This is a genomic window from Methylocystis sp., from assembly GCF_046349115.1.
GTDB lineage: Bacteria > Pseudomonadota > Alphaproteobacteria > Rhizobiales > Beijerinckiaceae > Methylocystis.
In genome coordinates, this window is sequence record NZ_JAXMCX010000003.1 from 200,798 (window position 1) to 215,287 (window position 14,490).

15 protein-coding genes, 1 tRNA gene and 1 pseudogene are annotated in these 14,490 nt (G+C 59.4%); 8 read left to right on the forward strand and 9 right to left on the reverse strand.

Annotated features, from left to right (window positions below; translation table 11 throughout):
- Positions 1–43 precede the first annotated feature (43 nt).
- Positions 44–1,036, forward strand: a complete 993-nt coding sequence (galE, locus tag U1E20_RS10460; RefSeq protein ID WP_409980545.1) for a UDP-glucose 4-epimerase GalE — start codon at positions 44–46, stop codon at positions 1,034–1,036.
- 11 nt (positions 1,037–1,047) lie between these two features.
- Here the strand turns inward: galE and U1E20_RS10465 are convergent, their stop codons facing one another.
- A complete protein-coding gene (locus U1E20_RS10465) occupies positions 1,048–2,703 on the reverse strand; it encodes an aminotransferase class III-fold pyridoxal phosphate-dependent enzyme (protein WP_409980812.1) in 1,656 nt (551 codons plus the stop codon).
- A gap of 41 nt (positions 2,704–2,744) precedes the next feature.
- On the opposite strand from U1E20_RS10465, the gene asd reads away from it, so the two are divergent.
- From asd to U1E20_RS10480, 3 genes are all read left to right on the forward strand, one after another.
- Complete coding sequence (gene asd / locus U1E20_RS10470) at positions 2,745–3,614, forward strand: archaetidylserine decarboxylase (protein WP_409980546.1); 870 nt, start codon at positions 2,745–2,747, stop codon at positions 3,612–3,614.
- 134 nt (positions 3,615–3,748) lie between these two features.
- A complete protein-coding gene (locus U1E20_RS10475) occupies positions 3,749–4,393 on the forward strand; it encodes a hypothetical protein (protein ID WP_409980547.1) in 645 nt (214 codons plus the stop codon).
- Between the two features lie 300 nt (positions 4,394–4,693).
- Positions 4,694–4,770 (forward strand) — tRNA-Arg (locus U1E20_RS10480).
- A gap of 227 nt (positions 4,771–4,997) precedes the next feature.
- Here U1E20_RS10480 and U1E20_RS10485 read toward each other — a convergent pair.
- Complete coding sequence (locus tag U1E20_RS10485) at positions 4,998–7,574, reverse strand: DUF4082 domain-containing protein (protein WP_409980548.1); 2,577 nt, start codon at positions 7,572–7,574, stop codon at positions 4,998–5,000.
- Between the two features lie 147 nt (positions 7,575–7,721).
- Between U1E20_RS10485 and U1E20_RS10490 the strand changes: the two are divergent.
- Positions 7,722–7,868, forward strand: a pseudogene (locus U1E20_RS10490) (IS5/IS1182 family transposase); the annotation flags it as partial.
- A 243-nt stretch (positions 7,869–8,111) separates the two neighbouring features.
- On the opposite strand, the gene U1E20_RS10495 reads toward U1E20_RS10490, so the two are convergent.
- The 6 genes from U1E20_RS10495 to U1E20_RS10520 form a co-directional block, all read right to left on the reverse strand.
- Positions 8,112–8,765, reverse strand: a complete 654-nt coding sequence (locus U1E20_RS10495) for a sugar transferase (protein WP_409980549.1) — start codon at positions 8,763–8,765, stop codon at positions 8,112–8,114.
- A gap of 269 nt (positions 8,766–9,034) precedes the next feature.
- Positions 9,035–9,412 carry a hypothetical protein gene (locus tag U1E20_RS10500; protein WP_409980550.1) on the reverse strand — a complete coding sequence of 126 codons (378 nt, stop codon included), beginning with the start codon at positions 9,410–9,412 and terminating at the stop codon, positions 9,035–9,037.
- Between the two features lie 171 nt (positions 9,413–9,583).
- The gene (locus U1E20_RS10505; RefSeq protein WP_409980551.1) at positions 9,584–9,838 is read right to left on the reverse strand and encodes a hypothetical protein; all 255 of its coding nucleotides are present in this window, start codon (positions 9,836–9,838) and stop codon (positions 9,584–9,586) included.
- 111 nt (positions 9,839–9,949) lie between these two features.
- Positions 9,950–10,114 (reverse strand): hypothetical protein, encoded by a 165-nt coding sequence (locus tag U1E20_RS10510; RefSeq protein WP_409980552.1) that lies wholly within the window; start codon positions 10,112–10,114, stop codon positions 9,950–9,952.
- Between the two features lie 107 nt (positions 10,115–10,221).
- Positions 10,222–10,374: a hypothetical protein gene (locus U1E20_RS10515; RefSeq protein ID WP_409980553.1), complete on the reverse strand. Its 153-nt coding sequence runs from the start codon at positions 10,372–10,374 to the stop codon at positions 10,222–10,224.
- A 123-nt stretch (positions 10,375–10,497) separates the two neighbouring features.
- Entirely contained in the window at positions 10,498–10,764 is a 267-nt protein-coding gene (locus U1E20_RS10520; protein ID WP_409980554.1) for a hypothetical protein, read from the reverse strand.
- 126 nt (positions 10,765–10,890) lie between these two features.
- Between U1E20_RS10520 and U1E20_RS10525 the strand changes: the two genes are divergently transcribed.
- Both U1E20_RS10525 and U1E20_RS10530 read left to right on the forward strand, forming a co-directional pair.
- Positions 10,891–11,136: a helix-turn-helix domain-containing protein gene (locus U1E20_RS10525; RefSeq protein WP_409980555.1), complete on the forward strand. Its 246-nt coding sequence runs from the start codon at positions 10,891–10,893 to the stop codon at positions 11,134–11,136.
- Positions 11,137–11,663: 527 nt separating this feature from the next.
- On the forward strand, positions 11,664–12,305 hold the full coding sequence (locus U1E20_RS10530; protein WP_409980556.1) for a hypothetical protein: 642 nt from the start codon (positions 11,664–11,666) through the stop codon (positions 12,303–12,305).
- 215 nt (positions 12,306–12,520) lie between these two features.
- Here the strand turns inward: U1E20_RS10530 and U1E20_RS10535 are convergent, their stop codons facing one another.
- Positions 12,521–13,120, reverse strand: a complete 600-nt coding sequence (locus U1E20_RS10535; protein ID WP_409980557.1) for a peptidoglycan-binding domain-containing protein — start codon at positions 13,118–13,120, stop codon at positions 12,521–12,523.
- A gap of 348 nt (positions 13,121–13,468) precedes the next feature.
- Here U1E20_RS10535 and U1E20_RS10540 point away from each other — a divergent pair, with 348 nt between their 5' ends.
- Positions 13,469–14,452: a radical SAM protein gene (locus tag U1E20_RS10540; RefSeq protein WP_409980558.1), complete on the forward strand. Its 984-nt coding sequence runs from the start codon at positions 13,469–13,471 to the stop codon at positions 14,450–14,452.
- Positions 14,453–14,490: the final 38 nt, after the last annotated feature.

Below are 14,490 nucleotides of genomic sequence, written 5' to 3' on the forward strand. Positions count from 1 at the left end.
GCGAACTGGGTTAGGCGCAAGAAAACAAAGGAAGGTTTCCGGCATGACGGTTTTGGTGACGGGCGGCGCAGGCTATATCGGCAGCCACACGGTTCTCGAACTGCTTGACGCCGGCGAATCCGCGCCCATCGTGCTCGATGATCTTTCGACCGGCTTTCGCTGGTCGGTTCCCGACGGGGCGCCGCTTGTCGTCGGCGATTTCGGCGACGAAACACTCGTCGCCCAATTGATCGAGCGTCATGGCGTCGACGAGATCATTCACTTCGCCGCGAAGATCGTCGTGCCGGAATCCGTCGCCGATCCGCTTCTCTATTATCTCAACAATACCGCGAAGGCGCGCACGCTGCTCGCCACCTCGGTCGCCTGCGGCGTCAAGCGCTTCATCTTTTCGTCGACGGCCGCCGTCTATGGCGAGCCGTTGCAAAATCCGGTGACCGAGGACGAGCCCCTAAAGCCGGTGTCGCCCTATGGGCGATCGAAGCTGATGGTCGAATGGATGCTGGAGGATACCGCCCGCGCCCATGGCCTCGCCTATGTCGCGCTGCGCTATTTCAACGTCGCCGGCGCCGATCCCAAGGGACGATCGGGACAGTCGACGCCGAACGCCACCCATCTCATCAAGGTCGCCGTGCAGGCGGCGCTCGGCCTGCGCCAGAAGCTGCAGGTCTTCGGCGAAGATTATCCGACGCCGGACGGCACATGCGTGCGCGATTATATTCAGGTCTCCGATCTTTCGCGCGCGCATCTCGACGCCTTGCGCTATCTGCGCGCCGGCGGCGCCAATCTCACCGCGAATTGCGGTTATGAGCGCGGCTATTCGGTTCTCGAAGTGATCGAATCGGTGAAGCGGGTTTCGGGCGTCGATTTCGAGGTCGAACTCGCGCCGCGCCGGCCGGGCGACCCAGCCGCGATCGTCGCCGCGAACGAACGCATCCGCCGCACGCTCGGCTGGACGCCGCAACATGATGATCTCGACGAAATCGTCCGTCAGGCGCTCGAATGGGAAAAGCGCCTGATGGCGCGCGGCGGCGTTTGAGCGTTCGCGCGTCAGCCGAACAGCCGATGCGCAATCATTTCCTTGAAAACGCCGCGGCGAATCGCCTTGTTCGTCACGCCGGGCGCGATATGCCACCAACCGTCGTCGCGCATCGCTTTCGCCGCGGCCACGAAGCGTTCCGCCACAGCCGCAAAATCGCTTTCGGCGTAATTAAGGCTGAAGATCAGACGTCCCGTTCCGGTCCAAGGCAAGGCAAGGCCTTCAGCGCGCAGATAATATTGAAGCATCCAATTATAGCGCGAGGGTTGCGTATAACAGATCATCCATATGGTCGACATATTGGCGACCCGTAGCGGCAGCGCTTCCATTTCGAAGCGCGCGTTGAGGCGCCGCGCGCGCTCGTCCCAGACGGCGTCGAGATCATGATAAAGGTCGCGGCAAGCGGGCGTATCAAGTCGCTGCAAGAAGCGTCGCATCGCGCACATCACATAAGGATGAGAATTGAAGGTGCCGCGAGCGAAACAGATGTCGGCGGGGCGATCGTCGCGATAGCGCCGCATCAAATCTTTTCGGCCGCAGACGACGCCGATCGGCAGGCCGCCGCCGAGCGTCTTGCCGTAAGTGACGAGATCGGCCTTAACGCCGAAATATTCTTGCGCGCCGCCGCGCGCCAGGCGAAAGCCGACGAGCACTTCATCGAAGATGAGCGCAATGCCGCGATCCGAGCAAATGGCGCGCAACTCCTTTAGCCATTGCGCATAGGCCGCTTTATCGAAATGCGCCGCGCGAGCGCTATCGATGAGCGACGAATCCGACGGCGCCGGCGCGTTTGGCGCGAGAGCCTGCAAAGGATTGACGAGAACGCAGGCGATGTCGCGTCGGGTCCGCAACACGTGAAGCGTCGCCGGCGACATTTCGCTCAAGGTGAGCGTTTCATCCGCCGACGAAGGATTGCCGATGCCGGGCTGCACATCGCCCCACCAACCGTGATAGGCGCCGCAGAAACGAACCAGACTAGAGCGGCGCCTATGGTAGCGCGCCAGCCGAACCGCCTGCATCACCGCTTCGGTGCCGGACATATGGAACGACACTTCGTCGTGCCCTGAGATCTCTTTCAGCATCCGCGCATTGTCGGCGACTGCGGCATGATAGGGGCCAAGCGCCGGCCCGAGCTCCCGCGCCTCCTCGACGCCTTCGGCGATCGTCTCCTTGTAAAAATCATTGCCGAATACATTGACGCCGTAAGAAGCGGCAAGGTCGTAAAACACATTTCCATCGAGATCGGTCAGCGCGACGCCTGACGAGGCGCGCATGAAGGCGCCGGACGGCAAATGCCGCGCGACATATCGGCTGAATTGGAACGGCGTGCGGTAACGTTCGGTGAATTGCAAATCCGACACGCTTTCGGCGGCTTGCGCGCTCAACTGGTTCGTCGCCGGAAAGCGGTCGCGAAAAATTCCGGCAAGACGCATGAATCCTTCGCGTCGTCGCGCGGCGATTTCTGGAGGCGCGCCGTCGCAGCAGAAAAAGCGGGCCTCGTCATACTCATAAAACGGCAGGAAAGACGCCAGGCGACGCGCCAGGCGCGCATGGCCGGCGAGCGAGCGATGTTTGGCGCGCGAAAGATCGAGCCGGCGTTTGAGCGCAACGATAGCGGCTACCAGCGCCACGACCCCGAGCCCGTAAAGAACCAGCGGAATTTCAATTGTCATAAATCGGATGCCTAACGATCATAGTTGACCGCTCCGTGAATATCGGGCGCCAGCTGTCGCGTTTCGTGGAGCAGGAAGACATCAACTTCCTGCTCACCAACCGCATTCCACGCTATGCGCTGACGCGGTTCATGGGCTGGTTCAGCAAGATCGAACGCCCGTTGGTGCGCGACGTTTCGATCGGCGTTTGGCGCTTGTTCGCCGATCTCGATTTGAGCGACGCGAAGCAGCAGGAATTTCGCAGTCTGCATGATTGTTTTGTGCGCGAATTACGCGACGGCGCGCGGCCGATCGACATGAGGCCGGAGATATTGGCCAGTCCCTGCGACGCCATTGTCGGCGCCTGCGGGCGCATCAAGGGCAGCGAAGTCTTGCAGATCAAAGGCTCGCCTTACGACATCGGCGAACTTCTGCACGATCCGGAGCTTGTCGAGGCCCACCGCGACGGCTGCTATGCCACATTGCGGCTGACGTCGAGCATGTATCATCGCTTCCACGCTCCGCATGACTGCCGCATCGACCGCGTCACTTACATCTCCGGCGATGTATGGAACGTCAATCCGATCGCCTTGAGGCGCGTGAAGAAGCTGTTCTGCAAGAATGAGCGGGCGGTGATTCGCGGCAAACTCGCGGCGACGGGCCATCCGATCACGCTTGCGCCCGTCGCGGCGGTGCTCGTCGCCTCCATGCGTTTCGATTTTCTCGATATGACGCTCGGCGTCGCTCATGACGGGCCAGACGTCTTTGAATGCGACGCGAGCTTGGCCAAAGGCCAGCAGATGGGGTGGTTCGAGCATGGTTCGACCATCATCGCCTTTGCTCCCAAAGGGTTTTCCTTGTGCTCGGGGGTCGAGACCGGCGCTCGGATTCGCGTCGGCGAACCCCTGATGCGTTTGTCCGATTGAAGAGCGGCCGGCGCCAATTCGGTCTCGGATGACAGGCGCTCAACAAATACAAAATTGTTACGAAAAACTGTCACGTTCATTTCACGCAAAAAGAGAAAGGATGTCGATAGACGGCCAAACGCCATAGGTTCCGCATGGGTGGCTTTTTTTCCTCTCTCAGGGCGCAACGATGGGACGACCATCGTTACTACCACCACAGCCGGATCAACCAATCGCTGCATTTCGTCAGCGCGATCAGCTTTCTTTACTGCTATGCGATCCTGTTCAGAGACCCGGCGCAGGCGGCCTTGGTCGCATGGCTCGTGTCGATGGTCTCGCGACAGTCGGGACATTTCTTCTTCGAGCCGAGAGGCTATGACGAAATCAATCACGCGTCGCAGGAATATAAGGAAAGCATCAAGGTCGGCTACAATCTGCATCGCAAGCGAGTTCTGCTCGCCGTTTGGGCCCTCTCGCCCCTGGTTTTGTGGATCGATCCCACTTTGCTGGGCTGGGTCAAGCCGGCTGCCGACACTGCCGGGATCATCCACCATGTCGGATATGTCTGGTTCGCCGTCGGAGCCGGCGGGTTCCTGTTCCGCATCGTCCAGCTTGTCATCCAGCAAGACTCGACGACCGCGGCCGTTTGGGCCGTCAAGATCGTGACCGACCCTTTTCACGACATCGCGCTTTACTATAAATCGCCATTCTGTTGGGATCAGAAGCCGGATCACGAGCAGCTTCAGGCTCACCTCGTCGAAGAGATAGAGTTCGAGGACGATCCAACCCCTGCGCGCTGAGGCGGCAAGCCCGTCCTGCGATAAGCGAAAGTGGGGCGCTTCAAACCTCGGTTTGATGACATCGCGCCGCGCCGAGAGGGCGATCCGGCGGCGAATCGTCGCCGCGAAGGATTAAATCTGCAGGGCGATCGGCTGGACGCCGCAGTATCGTAACTCCGACGAAATCTTTCGCCGAGCGCTCGAACGGGAGGAGCGGCCCATCGCGCGGCGGCGGTGGAGCGCGGCGGAAAGCCCGATTTGACCGCCGAGGACACGGGGAATTTTTCAAACGCCGGCCATATGATAAAAGCCGGCTCATACGGTCCCGTAGCTCAGCAGGATAGAGCAGCGGTTTCCTAAACCGAAGGTCAGGGGTTCGAATCCCTTCGGGACCGCCAATTAAATCAAGCACTTTTATGATGATTCCATTAGCTGTAGCGAACCTACGACTTTCGGTAAGCGCCCGGTAAGCAGAAAACGAAATTTCAGGCCGGCGACATTAAGCAACAAGGCGAGCCGATTTTTTGATGCCGGGCGTTCTCTTGGTAAACCTTACACGCTGTATCATCGGTGAGTGCGCCTAGTCGTCCTTGAGCGCCATTCGATAGTCGGAAGCACTAAAGATTCACTGGCGGCCCGTGCTGCCCCGGCGCGTGGCATTCCCCTTGCGGTCGACAGTCCGCGGCTGATATTTGATCACCTGCCGTGAATGCTGCGCTCGGCGATTTTGCGAGACGTAAGGAGGGTGCGAGTACAGCACGTCGACCCAGTAGTTTGTGGAATTGTAGCTGCTCGACGGGAAACTGGAGCCGGCGCCGTAGGCGTAGACGCCGTTGCCGCCACCCGGCGCGGTTAGTGGCGCGTTGGCGTAGCCCGACTCGAAGAAGCCTTCATTCGCCGAGTAATAGCCATCGCTGTGGTACGAAACCACGTAGATCGTGTTCGCGGCAATCGTGATCGGCGCCGCAAAGCTCACCGTCTGCCATCCGCTTGCGGTCTCACCGAGAAATGTCGCGGTCGCCAGCAACCTTCCTGACGCATCCCAAAGATTCGCCGTGTGCACGCCGGTGTTTAGAGGCCCCTTGTAGAATCGCATGCCAACGATCCTGCCCTCCGAGGCGCTCGTGAAGCGGACGCCGAGTTCTACGGGCGATGGATCGTTTACCGTTACAGTTGCGGGGGCGTCGCTCGTCGAGAATAGGGATTTCGGCGAGTCCGTTGCGCCCGCGACCGCCGCGCCCGCCGCGCCGATGGTGATGACGAGCGTCGCGGACCCCGAACCCCTGCCATTGGTCGCGGTAATCGTGACGTCGTAGGTCCCTGCCGTCGTCGGCGTGCCCGTGATTGCCCCCGTGCCCGTATTTAGCGCAAGGCCGTTAGGCAAGGTGGTCGCGTCGTAGCGAGTCGGATTGTTGGTGGCGGCGATGGCGTAGCTGAAAGCCGTCCCGACGAGTCCCGACGCGCTAAACGCGCCAGTAATTGATGGCGCCAGCAAGAGCTGCGACGGCTGCGTGGCGGCCACTACATAGCAGTTCGCCGCGTCGAAGGCGCCGCCAGCTTTCAGATTGGCGTTCTCCCAGCAGGTTTGGGCCGGAATCTTGTTGACGTGGCCGGATGCGTCGCCAGCGCCGCCTGTCACGTCAGGACCGATTGGCGGCCAGGCGGTTGCGGCGGGCCACCAGGTCGGTTTCGCCGTGTAGGCGTAAGAGGCCGGAACGACTTGATCCGCCGGCACGGCGACGCCGGAGGGGACTTCAGTGGTAACGAAGCGCGTCGATTTGGTGAAATAGTCGTAATTGCCCCAGCGCAGCAGCGTCGATGCAACTTTGGCGTCCGGATATCCGCCAGTCGGCGTGTAGTTGTCCCATGCTGTCTTCAGGCAATTGCCCAAATTCGGATAGCCGAGGCGATAGATCGCCGAGACCCCGCAGCCAAGATAGGCGGTCGGCTTCTGGTTTGCGGACCCGACGACATTGCCGATCAAGCTGTAATTATAGGCCAGCCGATCAAGCCAGACGGCTTCATTGCTTACCCCGTAGTTTGGGTTGAAGCCCGTAAAATAATTGCGCAGCGCGGTCCCGTAGCCAGAGCCGCCGTAGTAATTGTCGGCGCCGAACATTTCGCCGACATTGCCTTCGTAAAGGTTCATTATATTGAATGGCGCGTGACCGTCGTCGAAGGTCCAGGTGACAAGACCGCTCCCGTTTTGCGCCGGCGTTCCGTACGAATAATTATAGCTGATGACAAAGCCGCTGCTACTCTGGTTCAGTTCGATCGCGGGAAAGTCCTTGTTGAAGATGTTGTTCTCGATTTTGGCGCTGCTATTCGCGCCATATTGATAGTTTCCGTAAGAATTGAAACCGCTGTTATTGGGACCCGAACCGCCGTCATGGATGAAGGAGTCGCGCAGCTCGGAATTGACCGTGCCCAACATTACAATGTGGTAGCCGGTGGATGTCGTCGATTCGACGCCCTTGATCCAGCAGCTGTCGCAATACCAGAGTTGGACGCCCGCGCCGCTGAAGCCCGCGTGATCGAGTTTGACATTTTCGAGACCGCTCCTTTGAGTAATGCCGGAGTAGTAGAATTTGATCTTCGGATTGCCTGCCGAAAAATCATAGTTCATCGGATTGCGCACCGTGATTGTCGACCCGGTGACATCGGTAATGACGTTGACCTGCGTAATGTTCCTCGTGATACTTGGACTCGGCACGACAACCAGAGCGGGGTCGTCGTCGCGATCGATCTCGATCATGGTGCCGACGGCGAGATGTGCGGTATTGGCCGCGGTGAACTTCGTGGCGCCCTTTGTCGCGCCGGTGATTGGCGTGCCGAGCGCGATAGCGTTGCCGTTGCCGAAATTGACGATATTGCCGCCGGTCAGGATCGTCTTGTTGGCGCCAGCGCCACGCAGCGTCACGTTGCTCTTCTTGAGCAGGATCGCTCCGCCGAGCGAGGCTGCGCTATATGTGCCGGCGTTCAGATAGACGACGCCATTGCTGCAGGACGAAATGGCGCTATTGATCTGGGCGGCCGTCGCGCCCGGCGAAAAGGTCGCGCAAATTGTCGATCGAGCTGGAACGCCGCCGGGAATGCCGGCGTTAGCCCAGGCGGCATGTCGGTTGGCCGGTAACGGGTCTGCGATCGATGTTGACGCAAGCGCGATCAAAGCCGCGCCCACGCCGGTGGCAAGCTTGAGCATATCTATCTCACTCCTTGTCCCCCCATGGGTTTTTGATCAAAACACTTGGGCCTGAAGAGGCACCAACGTTGACTTAGGGTCTGGACCAATAAACCCACTGGCGCGAGCATGCAGTTGTGATTCACGGCGTTCCGAAAGGAGGCGCCGATGATTCTCCATCAATTCTGGCCGACGGATGTGCAGTTTTCGCAGATCGCGCCTCATCTTCCGACCGATACTCGGAGCAAGGCGCGGGTCGATGACCGCCGCGTGATCAGCGGCATCGTCCAAATGCTCAAATCTAGTGGACGCTGGGTCGCTCGCCTGCACGGCGCTCGGCGCGGAGAGGGATGGACAATCTGTATTCTAACATGGTATAAAGATATCGTTTTTAGCATCGACAACCAGGCGCCCCGTCGGCTTCAATGTCGACGGGTTTTTTGCATGAGGCCCGGCGAGCGCTGGGCTTGCGATTAAGCGACCGTCGGATATTCTCGCCTAACGCCTGTCGACTGACAGGCAGGACTCGCCCGCGTCTTCACAGCCGCGGGCCTTTTTTCAGCCGAACGCCCGCGCCGCAAGCCGCAGCGACGGTTCCGCAGGCTGATCGACGGTCGGAAGGAGCCTTGGACCGACGATCGCCATGTCGCCCTTAATGACGCTAAAGAGCAGCGGAAGTTCGTCGAGTCGTCTGGCGCGGAGCGCGCGTCCGACGTGAGTGCTACGTTCGCGCAGCGAAAGCTGGCGGCCCTCACTGTCGACCGGATTGCGCCTCGTCTTGAATTTGTAAACGTTTATCGTGCGCCCCCCGCGTCCGACTCGCCGCTCTGAGACAATGATCGGGGACCCCATGCTGACGAATATGAGCAGGCTGGTAAGGATGAACAGCGGAGCGCAAGCGACAACGCCGAGCGTTGCAATCGCCAAATCCAAAACCCGCTTGACGACTCTGTAGTTGGGCGAGTTTTTCGTCGTATGCAACGGCCGCACGAATAATGCGCAAACCAATGCTTGAGGGTTGACGCCTTTCAGGAAGGATTGACCGTCGCCGTCGCCGCGCACTGGCGGTAGCCGCACTTGCGCCGTAGCAGGCGTCAACTTTGCTATAACCGCGGTCGCCGCGACGGCGCCCATCGCGAGGACATTGCGTAGCAGCGTTCTACGCGCAACTACCGGATCGAACTCCGATTTATTTTTTTCAGAATTGCTCATGATGATCTCTGCTGGACTCCGTGATGCGCTGGTTTGACGCAAACTTGCTCCGAATTAGGGCAAGAGCGACGAGCCAAATAGTTTGGATCAATCCTTGTGCCGTCGTTAATCGTTCACTCGCTTGCAAGTGAAAAAGAAACGAAGGCCCCTCTCGCTGAGCACAAAAGACGCCCCACGCTTACATCCACGGTCGGGGCGTTCTCAAGCATATGCTTGTCTTAACGCCGACAGGCCTGCGGGCAGGCGCATCTCGTTCAGACTTGCGCCAGTCAGTTCGGGCTGCAGGTAAGCTTCGTCAAACGCCCGTCTTTGTGAATGAGGAAGAGATCGCGTGTGAGATGGAAATACTCGCCGGTGAATAGGCCGGCGGCGAATTTCAGCTGAATCTCATTATTCGAAAGGACGCGCGCTGCTTCAGGTTTGCCGGAACCCGACCCCCCAAGAAGGATGGAGACGCCGTTAGGGCCGGAAACACTCAAAGAAACCGTTTCCGGCGTTGGAAAAGGATTATCGTGACTGTAACTATTGCCGCTGCACGTCAAGTTAAGATTCGCCGGTCCGCCCGCTGCATGGACCGGAACATCCAGCACGGTGAGAGCCAGAGCGCACAAAAACGACCTAAGCGCATCCATCGCCATGAGTTTCATCAAAGGTTACCGCACAATCTCAACATCCAGTTGCTTGCCTTTTCTTAATCGCTTGATAATCCAAAATCTGTGCGCGAGCCAGGGGGGTGGCGCATCTCCAGGACAAAACGCCCCGCGCTTACATCCGGCGTCGGGGCGTCAGCCTGCCGTGCTCAGCCGCTTGCGATTGTTTTACGCAGCGTCTTTACTTGGAAGAGTTCCGCTCGCCCGCTGATCCAATCCGCCAGCCGCATCGGCGATGCGATCAGCCAAGGCCTGCCAAAATGCAGCGCTTTCGTCGTCGCCGTGGCGGCGCATCAGCTCGGCCTGGCGCGCCAAATTCCCCTGCAGTTCGGCGATATCTTCCTCGCTCGCAACTTGTACATACTTTCGAATTGTTTCGAAGGTCCGAGAATCGACCTCTCGTCGATATTTGCCATCACTCATTTCGATCTCCCTTCTCCGCTCGCTTTAGGAGCGGTTTCTGAAACCAGAATGGAACAGAACATCGATAATGACTGTGAGCGAGCGCACTCGTGTCGCTCTCGGGTCCCTTGCTCACGACTGCGCCTCCCACTCGTTCACTTCAAGGAACGATCCCGCGACAAGAACGCGGCGCTCAGCCGCTTCAAGAATTCTTGCCGCCTGCTTGTGAAAATCGATCGCCGCCTGGAAGTTGTCGAGCATCTCGCAGCCGCTTTTCTCGTGAATGTCGCGTAGCATTGCGATTATTTTTTTTCGTTCGGCTTACCCAGCATTAGCCAAGCGCATCGAATCGTCGGGACGGTCTGAAGCGATAGCTCCTCCCATTTTTCATTATCGGGCGGCGCTCATTCCGCCAGAAGATCGGCCGGCCACGGTTCAAATTCAGCCGCAGCGAAGTCCTCTGCGGTCGTGAGCTTTTCTTCGTCGGCGGGCGAGACGATCGCTTCCGCGACACCGGGAAACCCCGCGACAGGCGCGGCGGCAAGGCCAGCGAGCATAGCCCGCGCGATGGCGTATGTTGTTGATCGGCCATGATGCGAATTCCTCATTTTCGTGTGGTCGGTTCGGGGGAGCCAGTCGCATGTCTCTCCCGGCTGCGTTGTCGGCGGTCCTTTTGAAGATCAGGCCGCAAACGATCCGGCGATGCGGCCGGAATGCGTGGTGTAGAGGCGGCGCAGCGGGAAACGCGGCACGTCGGCAAAGCAGGAACGGACCGGAAGCCCGATATTGCTTTCATCGCGCGAGCACGCCGCCTTTGCGTTCTTCCATTCCGAAGCGAGCGCCTTGGCGAACCATTCCCGATAGGAGCCGCCGACGCTCTGAACACGCCTGCGGGCGGTGAAATGCGCGGCTCTCATGATGGCGGCGCGATCATAAGCAGCGGACATCGGCGCTTCTCCTTTGGACAAGCCGAGGGCGTTCGCCGAAACGGCGGTTTCGGCGGGGTTTGCTCTAGCGAGCGGCTTGTGATACGAACGTATCAATGACTGAATGATACTAAGGTGTCAATTGCCTTGACGATAACCGCAGCACAAATTCGTGCAGCCAGACAATTAGTTCGCGTTTCACAGGCCGACATCGCCGAGGCGACAGGGCTGAGCGTGCCGACGATCAAGAGAGCGGAGAGCGAGCGCGACGTTGCAATCTCAAGCGAGTCAATCTCGGCCATCCGCAAAGCCCTCGAAAAGGCGGGCGTGATTTTTGTCGAGAGCAACGGCGAGGGGCCGGGCGTGAGGCTAAAAAAGGTCAAGCCGGAATGATCGAATGTCGTAAAAGCCTGATTTCGAAATTGCCCCTGCTATGCCTCTTAAGCATCATGGTTGCATCGTGCCAATCAACGTCTGACGCGGAGCAACGATCTAGAGCTGCCAGGCGCGCCTACAATGAGCGATTAGACGCGCTGTGTGGCCGGTTGCCGGAAGTGCAGAAGCGTGTTTGCGCCAGCAAGGTGCCTGAAGATTAGTCGGACCCATCATGGCCAGTGCGTCGAGTTCATCGCAGAGAACGGCGGCGGACCGGGCGGGGCCGCCGCCCTTGGCGTCACCGGCATAGCGCGTTCGCGTTCGATGAGCTCGAGCCAAACGACGGGAGAGGCGCGTCCGAATGACAGCCAATTTTGCGATTTTTCTGGTCGGAAGGCCGGCCGAGATCGGCAGTTGCAATCCTCCGCATCGATGGCGGTCTTCGCGACCGAGCGGTCTTGTCGAACGCGTCAAATTCGGGGAAAGTTGCACCCGATCCAGCGCCTATCCGGCGAATGCCGGTTAAAGCGCTAGAGGAGACGAAGATGGCTCTTCCCAACCCCAATTCATTGGCCGACGAACAGGACAAGCTCGCCGAAACCCGACAATGGAGTCATCACGTCGCGGATTTCGACGCGTGCAAAGTGCTGAGCTTCGAACTCGACCGGCCGGTCACGCGACTCTCGCGGATCGAGCGCCTGTCGCGCGTCGTCACGATCGACGAAACGATCTTCGGCGCGCCGCTTTACCGGCTGACCGCGCGCAAGCCCTACCAGCCGTCGCCTGAAGCCTGGCTCTATGCTTCCTCCGCCGCGGGATATTATGCCGCCTATGACTACATCATCTGGGCGATCGCGCGAGACACGCCTGCATCCGATCGCGGCTTCATGACTTTTCACTTCGGCCAGTCGCCCGGCGCGCAATGCCTCGTCAGTCTTTCCCTTACGGCAAAAGCCTATGGCGGTTCGCAGGGAAGTCTGCGCGTTCTTACCGAGACGCCGTTTCGGGAGGCGCAGATTCCGATAGGCGATGTCGACCGGGCGCATTTTGTCGATCTCATAGTGACGATAACAGAGGGGCAGGCGCTCGATGTCTGGATGATCCCCGACGCGAATGTGCAGCTCATGACCTTCCGCGCCGCGACATTCGGCCGCGCGCCGCCGGTGCTCAACGAAGCGGCGATCTGACTTCGGACGCTTTGGACCGCGAGCCTCCGGCTCGCAGCAAGAAATGCGAGCTAAAACGTCTACGCCATGACCTTGCCTTCCTATAGCAGCGACCCTGTGTCGGCGGTAAGCGGTTTTGGGCGCGGTCGCATCGGCGGGCCAAATTGGCGTCGCGAATTATGCATTGGCTTTCACTATTTGCGAGCGCTGGCGATTGGCCAGGCGTTGAGCGGCGTTTAAAGGATTAGGCCGGAGAGGCTCTCGAGCGTTGCGCCCGCGGCGCCTGCGGGAGCCAGCCAGGTCCGCTCGTCCATGATCCCGGTGACTGGCAGCCCGGAGTTGGTTTGATACTGACGGACGACGGCCTCGGTAACCGGGCCGAAGATGCCATCGATCGCGCCGGAGTAACCAAAGCCAGTCTTGAGCACGCCTTGTAGCTTGGCCACCACCGGTCCGGTAGAACCGGCCTGGAGCGTCGGCGATGCCTCGCGGTATGGGTGCACGTGGCTCCAAGTGATCGGACCGACGATGCCGTCCACCGTCAACCCGTTCGATTGTTGGAAATCCTTCACGGCCTGTTCCGTCCGCGGTCCGAAGACTCCGTCGACATCGTCCGGTCCCAACACCTTGTCGCGGGCGAAGACCCGTTGAATTCGTTTCACGTCATCCCCGGTGTCGCCTAACTTGATGGTCGCCCGCATGTCGATGCTCCCCTCGTTTTTCGGTCTGCTTGCTTTAGCCGGCAGCCGCCAGATGGGTCGATGCTTCGAGGTAATCTGCCCCGCCTGACGGGTTCCGGCAAGCTTGCCGCGCCGACGTAGCCGCCCTTTTTCCATTCGGCTTATGCTCTAGCGGACCGTCTCCCGGTAAACGTTCACATCGCCGAGCTTCTCTCTGAAGCCTATGCTGTATCGCTCGACGCACCGCCTCTGTCGTGCGGGCGCTCCCGAGCAGAATCTGGCCCATAGCGCATCCTTCCAATCGCTGGAAAAGATTGCGCCACCAAATCCTGGGATCAAACAGCTAGGACCTGACGAGGCGCTCAAAGCCGTTACAACGAGCCGCAAATATATTGGTTACGTGCGCCGCAACCAGTGACGAATTGCCGTTCGCCCAGGCCGACGTATGATAGCCGTTCGAGTTTCCGACAGGAAGGCCCCTAGATCCTTTTCCCGGAGTGTCCCATGACCGAACGAAAGCGTTGCGCCTGGGTCCATGACAGCTTGTACATCAAGGACAATGGCGACGTGTTTCCCTGTTGCCACCTGCAGCCGGGGGTCGTCGGCAATATCTATCGGACGAGCCTGAAAGCCATCTACAACGGCGACAAATTGAAGGAATTTCGTCAGCAGGAGATCGATGGAACGCTTGGATGCATGAAGACCTGCAACCTCTGGCAGGTAAGCACCGTAGAGCCGGCGCTGGAGCACGACTACGACCAGGACCTGAAGCGGGTGATGTTCAGCTTCGGTGAGAAGTGCAACATCCGCTGCATCATGTGTTCCCAGAATCACGACAGTCGAATCGAGCTCACCGAAGAAATCATCCTGGAAAACGTCGAGATCCCGAAGTCCAGGCCCATCGTCACCTTGCTTGGAGGAGAGCCCCTGGTCCTCAAGTCGGCGAAGCGGTTCATCGACCACTGGGCGGGCCATGGCGCCAAGATGACGATCCTCACCAATGGGACTGCGCTGAGCGAGGAGATGGCGCGGAAGGTCGCGCTGAGTTGCAGCATCATCTCCTTCTCACTGAATGCGGCAACCAAGAAGATTCACGAGATCGTCAACGTCGGCTCGCGGTTCGACAAGGTCATACGCAACATCCAGCGCATGATCGAGGCGAAGCGCGAAACGAAGGCGAAGATCGTGATCATGGGACACATGACCATCGTCGTGGAGAACGTCCATGAGATTCCCGCGTTCATCGGGAAGAAGGACGAATTCGGATTCGAGATGATCAATTTCGGTTACGACCGCAAGGTGCCGCCCTATCTCGCTCAGAATCCCGAACTGAAGGCAGGGCTGATCAGAGACATCCAGGTGGAGCTCGCCAAGGCACGGAACCCGTCGAGGATCGAGCTGCACCGGTTGCGATTGCTTGGTCTCATTGCGCCGCCTGAAGCGAGTGTTCCGCCTACGGCTGCGGCCCCTGCGTTGCAGGAGGTTTAGGCCAACCGTCCGGCGTCCGTTCCGGGCTCACGCTGCCC

Bases quoted from the DNA above. Each gene is read 5' to 3' on its own strand.
- galE (WP_409980545.1), top strand. From the start codon at position 44: ATGACGGTTTTGGTGACGGGCGGCGCAGGCTATATCGGCAGCCACACG.
- U1E20_RS10475 (WP_409980547.1), top strand. From the start codon at position 3,749: ATGGGTGGCTTTTTTTCCTCTCTCAGGGCGCAACGATGGGACGACCAT.
- U1E20_RS10485 (WP_409980548.1), bottom strand. From the start codon at position 7,574: ATGCTCAAGCTTGCCACCGGCGTGGGCGCGGCTTTGATCGCGCTTGCG.
- U1E20_RS10495 (WP_409980549.1), bottom strand. From the start codon at position 8,765: ATGAGCAATTCTGAAAAAAATAAATCGGAGTTCGATCCGGTAGTTGCG.
- U1E20_RS10500 (WP_409980550.1), bottom strand. From the start codon at position 9,412: ATGAAACTCATGGCGATGGATGCGCTTAGGTCGTTTTTGTGCGCTCTG.
- U1E20_RS10505 (WP_409980551.1), bottom strand. From the start codon at position 9,838: ATGAGTGATGGCAAATATCGACGAGAGGTCGATTCTCGGACCTTCGAA.
- U1E20_RS10510 (WP_409980552.1), bottom strand. From the start codon at position 10,114: ATGCTACGCGACATTCACGAGAAAAGCGGCTGCGAGATGCTCGACAAC.
- U1E20_RS10515 (WP_409980553.1), bottom strand. From the start codon at position 10,374: ATGCTCGCTGGCCTTGCCGCCGCGCCTGTCGCGGGGTTTCCCGGTGTC.
- U1E20_RS10520 (WP_409980554.1), bottom strand. From the start codon at position 10,764: ATGTCCGCTGCTTATGATCGCGCCGCCATCATGAGAGCCGCGCATTTC.
- U1E20_RS10530 (WP_409980556.1), top strand. From the start codon at position 11,664: ATGGCTCTTCCCAACCCCAATTCATTGGCCGACGAACAGGACAAGCTC.
- U1E20_RS10535 (WP_409980557.1), bottom strand. From the start codon at position 13,120: ATGGAAAAAGGGCGGCTACGTCGGCGCGGCAAGCTTGCCGGAACCCGT.
- U1E20_RS10540 (WP_409980558.1), top strand. From the start codon at position 13,469: ATGACCGAACGAAAGCGTTGCGCCTGGGTCCATGACAGCTTGTACATC.